Below are 5,405 nucleotides of genomic sequence, written 5' to 3' on the forward strand. Positions count from 1 at the left end.
GAACCGGCACCGCCGGTTGAAGAGCCCGCACCCCCGGTTGAAGAACCGGCCCCCCCGGTTGAAGAACCGGCACCCCCGGTTGAAGAACCGGCACCCCCGGTCGAGGAACCCGCGCCGCCCGTTGAAGAGCCGGCACCGCCGGTCGATGAGGCACCAGAGCCGGCACCGGTTCCGTAGCAGCACTCTTCAGCACTGATCAGCAGTGACGAGCGCAGGCCGCCGCCTTCCGCGGCGGCCTGCGCTTTGTCGTCAGGTCAGCAGGTAGCCCATCTGGAATTCCACCTTGTAGCCCTCGCAGCTGCTGTGGATCGAGTCGAAGTGACCACCCGAGTAGTTGCAGCGGTAGATCGCCGCCGAGCGCGCTCCCTCAGGCGGGGCGGTGAAGACGTAGCCGAGCAGGCCGATCACCTTGTGGCCCTCGCAGCCGCCGCTCTGGTCCACCGACGTGAAGTGGTCCTCCGAGGTGTTCTGCTTGCAGGAGTACATCTTTTTGGTGCCGGGCGCGGGCTTCGCGGACAGCGCGCCGAGGGGGTGTTCACGGCTGAAGCCGGCGGGCGCGGGGTAGGCCGCGGTCGCGAGGACGTGCCAACCGGTCGGGTGGTTGTAGCGGGTCACCGTGGTCCGCGTCCACGATGGCGGAGGCGTGGTTGTGGGGACCGTCGTGGTCGGCTGCGGCGGAGCGGGCTGGCCTGCCGACGTCGTCGTGGGCTTGATCGACCCGGAGGCCGCGGCGCCCGACGACGGTGCGGCCGAGACGCTGCTCGGCGGCGCGGTGGAGCTGGGGGCGCCGGAGGACGACGTCGGCCCCTCCGTGGTGGTGGCGGGCGGCGTCGAGGACTGGGTCTGCTTGTCGACGACCGGCATGGCCGTCGGGGTGTCCTCATCGCCGGGGATCAGCACGAAGACCGCGACCAGGGCAGCGACGACGACCGCCGCCGCGCCCGCCAGCAGCACGGGCAGCTTGCGGTTGGGGCGCTTCTCGTCCCAGGGGTCGTCGCTCACCCATGCCGGGGACGCGGGGACCGCCGCGTCCATGACGTTCTCGCGCGTGGAGCGCTGCGGGGCGGCGACCGCCATGGTGGGTCCGGCGACAAGTTCGGTGGAGTCGGCGACGGGGGCGACGAGTTCGGTCGAACCGTCCGGCCCGGCGACCGGGGCGAACGTGACCGTCTTCTCCGGGTCGGCGGGCGCGCCCAGCAGCGCTGCGGCCCTGGCGCCGGTGAGCCGCTCGGCCGGGTCCTGGCTCAGCAGGCCGTTGAGCAGGGAGCTGAGCGGCTCGCCGCAGCGGCTGGGCTGGGGGCGCTCGGTGAGGATGGCGTGCATGGTGGCGGCCGTGGTGGTCCGCGTGAACGGCGCCTTGCCCTCGACCGCGTGGAAGAGGGTCGCGCCGAGCGACCACAGGTCGGTGGCGGACGCGGGCTGCGACCCGGTGAACAGCTCCGGGGCCATGTAGCCCGGGGAGCCCATGATGCCGCCGGTCGCGGTGAGGCTCGGGTCGTCGACGCCGCGGGCGATGCCGAAGTCGGCGAGCTTCACCCGGTCGCCGGGCAGCACCATGATGTTGCTCGGCTTGACGTCGCGGTGCACGATCCCCGCGTCGTGGGCGCTCTTCAGCGCGCCGAGCACCTGCCGGGCGATCGCCACGACCCTGTCCTCGGCCAGCGGTCCGGCGGCGATCAGGTCGGCGAGTGTGGGGGCCTGGACAAGCTCCATGACCAGGTAGGCGAAGCCCTGGTCGAATGACACGTCGAACACGGTGACGATCGCCGGGTCGTTGAGCGCGCCCGCCGTCCGCGCCTCGCGCAGGACACGTTCCTGGAAGACCGCCGGGTCGTGCCCAGGAGGGAATGGCAGCTCCTTGAGCGCCACCCGCCTGCCGATGACCCGGTCCTCGGCCAGCCACACGACGCCCATGCCGCCGCGCCCCAGCTCACCCAGAAGTGCGTAGCGCCCGGCGACCAGTCTTGGTTCAGCCATGAGATCCCCCTCCGCGCTGTCGGGCGACAGCCTACGAAAGGGGGACCTCACTGGTCCTGCGGGGTCAGACCAGCGGTGAGAGGCCCGGACGCCAGCTCACCCGGCCGACCGAGTGCTCGAAGGCGGGCCGGACCTCGACCGTGTCGTAGATGATGTGCAGTTTGGTGATCTTCTCGTCCTCGTCGAGCTCCATGACGTCGACGACCTCGAAGGGAGCCTGGCCACCGTCGGCGAAGGTCCAGTCGAAGTGGAACCAGATGGTGATGAGCGGCCGCCCGTCCGGCGTCGACCCGGCCGCCGACCCGCGCAGCTTCAAACCCGCGTGGTCTGCCCCCGTCGGCGAAGAGGGCCAGCACCCGGGCGAGCTCCCCCGATTCGAGTGCGGTCAGGTACGCCTCAGCGAGATCGATCGACTCCATGGCACGAACGTAACCAGTGGGGATTTTCCGCTCACCTCTCGTCGTGCGATCTCACCACCTGCGACAAGTACGCCGATCGGACAGGTTGCGGCGGGTGGGACGGACCGTTGTCATGGGTCGATGATCAGCAACAGGCTGCCCGCCCGGATGCGGGCCTTGGCGATGGAGTTGAAGGTCCTTCGGGCGCAGGCGGGCATGAACACCCAGAAAGCGGCCGCACGAATCGGAACCTCCACGGCGACACTGAATCGCACGGAGAAAGCGAAGCGGATATCGCACATCACGGATATCGCGGCGCTGCTGGCGGTTTATGGGGTGACCGGGCCGGAGAGGGTCCGGCTCCTGGACATGGCGGAGAATCTCAACGCCCGCGAATGGCTGGAGACCGGAGATCGTCTGCCGCTGCTGCTGCCCGCGCTCGCGGGCTTCGAGTCAGCGGCGAATGTGATCGTGCACTTCGCCCACTCGTTCGTGCCTGGGCTGCTGCAGACACCTGCCTACGCACGGGCGGTCATGGCGCTCGCCGACACCGACGACCAAGGTCGCGAAGAGCGGGTGGCCGCGCGGCTTGAACGGCAGAAGGTGCTGAACAAGGTGATGAGTCCCAGATATGTGGCCATCCTCGACGAAGCGATATTCCGCAGGCCGCTCGGTGGAGCGGAAGTCATGGCGCAACAGATTCATTGGCTGATCGGCCGTGCGCAGCAGCCCCACATCACGATTCTCGTGATTCCGTTCAAACACGGTGGCTATCTCAACCCGGGCACGTTTTCGCTGCTGGAGTTCCGATCGGATCCGGCGATCGTCTACGTGGAGAACGAGGGCGCGTCCGGCTTCCTGGATGCACCTGATCAGATCAGCAAGTTTCAAGGCCGCACGGCTACGCTGGTCAAGCACGCGTTGGGGTCCGCCGATACGGTGAACTTGCTGACGAGGTTGGCGGGTGATTACGAACGGAGCTGAAACGGCATGCACGCTGAGTGGCGCAAATCGAGCTTCAGCTCGCCGAACGGCGCCGAGTGCGTGGAGATCGCCTTCTCAGCCACCGTGCGCGTGCGGGACTCCAAGAACCCCATCGGCGGCACGCTCAGCTTCCCCGCGAACGCCTGGTTCCCCGCGCGCCTGACCTGCTCCGAATGGCCCAATGTCATGCGCCCCAACACTCCCGCGTGACTCAACTCGCCTAGTCTTCCCCCGCCGGACGCGACCGCAACCGGTGCTGGGGGCCGGCTCGGGGACGGCCGTGGTCAATTGGAGTTCCTTCATGTCCTTGTTCAGCTATGCCCGGGTGACGGCCGCCGTGTGCGCCGTGGCCGCGGGAATGCTGGTCACCGCACCAGCCCACGCCCAACCGAGCGATCCCGCTCCCGCGCCGTCGTCGGTGTCCGCGGAGCCCTCCGCGCCGGTCTCGGAACCCGCACCGGAACCCGCGCCGTCGAGCGCGCCTGCCGAACCGGTCGAGCCGCAGCCGCAGCAGCCCGCGGAGAAGGCCGACGCCAACCCGGTCGAGCCGTTCGCGGTGGAGATCAAGCTCGGCAAGGAGTCGTACCAGACCGGTGAGCCGGTCAAGGGCACCCTCAAGATCACCAACACGACGACGGGCCCGCTCAAGGCGTCGGCCTACCTGATCACCTTCCAAAGCACCATCGTCCTGGACTACCAGAGCAGGAACAGGCTCCAATCCGGTGTCGAGCTCGACGCGGGCCAGAGCCACACCCACGAGTTCGAAGGCGTCGTCGGCGATCCGAATGCCACATCCGCCGTTCTCACTGGTTTCGTCCAGTCCGGTGACTTCAACCACCGCTCGACCATGTTCGAGGCGACCGCCGCGCTGAAGCAGGTCCACGGCAAGATCGCGGGCGTCGTCTACCTCGACAAGAACGGCAACGAGAAGATCGACGCCGGTGAGATCGCGGCGGGCGTCGACGTGACAGCGGACAACGGCGTCATCCAAGACGGACGCCTGACCGTCAAGACCGACGCCGATGGGCGATTCACCTTCGACCGGCTCGCTCCGGTCGCGCACTCGGTGTCGCCGGAGGTCGGCGACTGGGCGTTCCGATACACGACCGTGCAGGTCGACCTGTCCGACGACAATATGGATCTCCACCTGCGCGGCGTCCGCCCGTTCAGCGAGGGTCTGACTGCGGAGATCGAGTTCAAGCACGACAGCTACAAGCCGGGCGACACCGCCGAACTCGTCGTCACCCTGACGAACAAGGGCACCGTCCCGATCGTCGGCATCAACGTGGCCTGCAACCGCAGCGGTGAGGGCCCCGGGCTGCAGGGCGACGGCGCGGGCTGGGGCGACTTCGCCTGGGACCGCAAGGGTGTCAGCGTCGCACCGGGCAAGACCGAGACGTACGAGGTCAGCGAGATCATCCCGGTCGCCTATGGCAGGTACGGCATCGTGTTCGCCGACTGTGACTTCGGTTGGGACGCCTCGTCGAATCCCAGCGCCTCCGATGCCGCCCGACTGATCACCGATGCCACCGGCACCGTGCGCACCACCGCCTTCCAGGACGCCAACGGCAACGGCTGGTCCGACGAAGGCGAGACCATCGCGGGCGTCGACATGCAGCTGGTCGACCCGGAGACCGCCGAGATCGTGGCGACTTCGCGCACCAACGACCAGGGTGTCGCCGAGTTCAAGGACGCGCCCGCCGGGGTCTACCTCGCGGAGGTCGACGGGCCGTGGACCGTGCACAACCCCGAGGGGTATTACGTCCTGGTCATGGGGGGCGGCTGCTGGTACACCTGCGACTTCGACGTCGAGTTGAAGCCGGGTACCGACGTTGAGCCCACGCCTAACCCGGTGACCACCGTCCCCAAGGCGCCCCCGGCGGCGCCCGCCCCGCAGGCGCGGTCCGGAAACCTGCCGGACACCGGCGCGAACGTGATCTGGCTGTCCGTCGGCGGCCTGACCACACTGCTCGCCGGAGCGGTGTTCCTGATCGCCGCGAACCGCAGGCGCACCAAGGCGAACTGAACCACCTGAGACAAAGCGGG

5 protein-coding genes are annotated in these 5,405 nt (G+C 68.6%); 3 read left to right on the top strand and 2 right to left on the bottom strand.

Translation table 11 applies throughout. The features are described from left to right. Positions 1-249: 249 nt before the first annotated feature. Both ACRDSQ_RS08685 and ACRDSQ_RS08690 read right to left on the bottom strand, forming a co-directional pair. Positions 250-1,977 carry a protein kinase domain-containing protein gene (locus ACRDSQ_RS08685; protein ID WP_431420279.1) on the bottom strand — a complete coding sequence of 576 codons (1,728 nt, stop codon included), beginning with the start codon at positions 1,975-1,977 and terminating at the stop codon, positions 250-252. Positions 1,978-2,041: 64 nt separating this feature from the next. Beyond that, the gene (locus ACRDSQ_RS08690; RefSeq protein WP_431420281.1) at positions 2,042-2,293 is read right to left on the bottom strand and encodes a hypothetical protein; all 252 of its coding nucleotides are present in this window, start codon (positions 2,291-2,293) and stop codon (positions 2,042-2,044) included. Positions 2,294-2,516: 223 nt separating this feature from the next. On the opposite strand from ACRDSQ_RS08690, the gene ACRDSQ_RS08695 reads away from it, so the two are divergent. The 3 genes from ACRDSQ_RS08695 (at position 2,517) to ACRDSQ_RS08705 (ending at position 5,385) form a co-directional block, all read left to right on the top strand. Next, positions 2,517-3,359: a helix-turn-helix domain-containing protein gene (locus ACRDSQ_RS08695; protein WP_431420282.1), complete on the top strand. Its 843-nt coding sequence runs from the start codon at positions 2,517-2,519 to the stop codon at positions 3,357-3,359. 6 nt (positions 3,360-3,365) lie between these two features. Then, on the top strand, positions 3,366-3,569 hold the full coding sequence (locus ACRDSQ_RS08700; protein ID WP_431420283.1) for a DUF397 domain-containing protein: 204 nt from the start codon (positions 3,366-3,368) through the stop codon (positions 3,567-3,569). 91 nt (positions 3,570-3,660) lie between these two features. Further along, complete coding sequence (locus ACRDSQ_RS08705) at positions 3,661-5,385, top strand: LPXTG cell wall anchor domain-containing protein (RefSeq protein ID WP_431420285.1); 1,725 nt, start codon at positions 3,661-3,663, stop codon at positions 5,383-5,385. Positions 5,386-5,405 lie beyond the last annotated feature (20 nt).

Origin of the sequence: Actinokineospora sp., from assembly GCF_050699995.1 — a bacterium.
GTDB lineage: Bacteria > Actinomycetota > Actinomycetes > Mycobacteriales > Pseudonocardiaceae > Actinokineospora.